This is a genomic window from Novosphingobium sp. 11B (genome assembly GCF_054589055.1).
Window position 1 is genome coordinate 47,253 of the sequence record NZ_BAAILP010000120.1, and the last position, 2,864, is coordinate 50,116.

At 66.3% G+C, this 2,864-nt stretch carries 1 protein-coding gene; it reads right to left on the reverse strand.

The window, feature by feature from the left end; all coding sequences use genetic code 11:
* Positions 1–14 precede the first annotated feature (14 nt).
* The gene (locus ACYPYD_RS11380) at positions 15–2,324 is read right to left on the reverse strand and encodes a CDC48 family AAA ATPase (RefSeq protein ID WP_036528452.1); all 2,310 of its coding nucleotides are present in this window, start codon (positions 2,322–2,324) and stop codon (positions 15–17) included.
* Between the last annotated feature and the right edge of the window lie 540 nt (positions 2,325–2,864).

The window sequence follows — 2,864 nt, forward strand, 5'->3', positions numbered from 1 at the left end:
CCCCACCCGAACCCTCAGTGCTTCCGTTCGCGGGTGCTTTCCACCATGCCCGGGGCGATGAAGCCGATCGGCGTCACTTCCATGGCGCGCTTTTTCAGTTCGCCTTTCATGCGCTGGTACTCGTCTTCCATGGCTTCGGTCACGGTGGCGCGGCTGTCTTCGAGGGCTTCCTCGAAGTCCTGCATCGTCACTTCTTCCACGCTCGCGCCGCGTTTGCGGATGGCGATGAGGCCGGCGCGGCGCACGACGTCTTCCAGGTCCGCGCCGGTGAAGCGTTCGGTGCGGTCGGCGATCTCGCCCAGGCGCACGTCCTCGGCCAGCGGCATCTTGCCGGTGTGGATGCCGAGGATGTGTTCGCGGCCCGGTGCGTCGGGGGTGCCGACGTAGACCAGTTCGTCGAAGCGGCCGGGGCGCAGGAGGGCGGGGTCGACCAGTGCCGGGCGGTTGGTGGCGCCGACGAGGACGACCGACTGCAGTTCCTCCATCCCGTCCATCTCGGCGAGGATGGTGTTGACCACGCGGGCGGTGACTTGCGGTTCGCTGCCGCCGCCGCCCATGCCGCGGGCGGGGACGAGGCTGTCGATCTCGTCGATGAAGATCACGCACGGGGCCACCTGACGGGCGCGGGCGAACAGCTTGGCGATCTGCTGTTCGCTTTCGCCGTACCACTTGCTGAGAAGGTCGGAGGACTTGATCGAGATGAAGTTCGCCTCGGCCTCTTTCGCCACGGCCTTGGCCAGCAGGGTCTTGCCGGTGCCGGGCGGGCCGTAGAGGAGGAAGCCCTTGGCCGGGCGGATGCCCAGCTTGTGGAACGCCTCGGGGTTCTTCAGCGGCAGTTCGATGCCTTCCTTCAGCTTGATCTGTGCCTCGTCCAGGCCGCCGATGTCGGCCCAGCCGATGTTCGGCACCTGCACCATGACCTCGCGCATGGCGGAGGGCTGGACGCGCTTGAGGGCGGCGAGGAAGTCCTCGCGGTAGACCTGCAGGTTGTCGAGCACTTCGGCGGGGATGGTGCGCGCCTCGAGGTCGAGCTTGGGCATGATGCGGCGCACCGCCTCGATCGCGGCCTCGCGGGCGAGGGCGGCAAGGTCGGCGCCGACGAAGCCGTGGGTGGTGCGGGCCAGCTCGTTCAGGTCCACGCGCTCGCTCAGCGGCATGCCGCGCGTGTGGATGCCGAGGATCTCGCGGCGGCCCTTCTCGTCGGGCACGCCGATGACGATCTCGCGGTCGAAGCGGCCGGGGCGGCGCAGGGCCTCGTCGATGGCGTCGGGGCGGTTGGTGGCGGCGATGACGACCACGTGGGCGCGGCTGTTGAGGCCGTCCATCAGCGTGAGCAGCTGGGCGACGAGGCGCTTTTCCGCTTCGCCGTGGACCTGGTCGCGCTTGGGGGCGATCGAGTCGATCTCGTCGATGAAGACGATCGCGGGGGCGGACTTGGTCGCCTCCTCGAAGATCTCGCGCAAGTGCTTCTCGCTCTCGCCGTAGCCGGAGCCCATGATCTCGGGGCCGTTGATCGAGAAGAAGCTGGCCTCGCTCTCGTTGGCGACGGCCTGCGCCAGGCGCGTCTTGCCGGTCCCCGGCGGGCCGTGGAGCAGGACGCCCTTGGGCGGGGCGACGCCGAGGCGGGTGAACAGTTCGGGGTAGCGCAGCGGCAGTTCGACCATCTCGCGCAGCTGGCGGATGGTGTCGCTCATGCCGCCGACGTCGTCGTAGTTGACGTCGCCGCGCGCGTCGTGGGCTTCCTCGAAGACCTCGCGCAGTTCGACTTCGGTGTTCTCGTCGATGTGGACGATGCCGCGCGGGGTGGTGGAGACGACGTTGAGGCGGATCTGGGTCAGCGCATAGGCGGGCGCGTTGAACATGCGGCGCAGCTGGGGCGGGATGTCCGCGACCTGCTGCTGGCCGGTGGTGGCGACGAGGTCTCCCTGCACCATGGGGCGCTGGAAGAAGTTGCGCTTGAGTGCGGCGGACGGGCCCTGCAGGCGCATGTCCTTCTGCGCCGGCGCGAAGACGACGCGCTGGGCGGGGCGCGATTCGGCCTTGCGGATGGTGACGTGGTCGCCGGAGCCAACTTCGGCATTGCCGCGCTGGAGGCCGTCGAGGCGGATGACGCTGAGGCCCTCGTCCTCGTCGTAGGCGAGTACGGCGCGGGCCACGGTCACGGCCTTGCCGGTGATTTCGAGCACGTCGCCTTCCATGGCGCCGATCTCGCCCAATGCGGCGCGAGACAGGCGGGCGATGCCCTGGCCGCTCTCTTCCTGACGAGCGGCGGCGACCTGCAGCTTGATGGTGCGGTCTTCGGTCTTGGTTTCGGTATCCGCCATGTGCGGGGTGTTCCTTCCTCGATCCCGATCCCGGTCATCTGCTGATCGACCGGTCGGTGGAGGATAGCTGGGTATCGCCACCGGGGAATGCAATTCGAACCCGTACGATGCGCGCGTGTTCCCTTTCCGAGTGGCGGAATTCGCGCATTACCCGGACAAGAAAAAAGGCCCGGTCGTTTCCGACCAGGCCGTAGAAGTTTTGGGAGAGGATGCCTGAAAGGCACTGTCTGTATGCTGCCGAATCGGCTTTTGTGCAAGTGCGAAAAGAATAGGTCGTGTTGCGAAAATGTGAACCAAGGTTGCGTAATGCTGCACAAGAGGCGCTTTTCTGAACGAAATGTCAGGGTTTCCGCCATGTATGATAATGAACCGACCTTCAGATTCATCTTTACGCTTACGTGAGCGCGCAACGCTGGGGCGATGGGCTGCAATCCTTTGCCTGCTGCAACGCGTCAAGTGCTTGCCAAGGTCAGCATGTCACTCGGAATCGCCATAAAATTGCGGCGCCGCACCCTTTCGGGGCGGCGCCGTACGGTATTA

Excerpts from the sequence above, each read along its gene's own strand:
- ACYPYD_RS11380 (WP_036528452.1), bottom strand. The coding sequence starts at position 2,324 with ATGGCGGATACCGAAACCAAGACCGAAGACCGCACCATCAAGCTGCAG.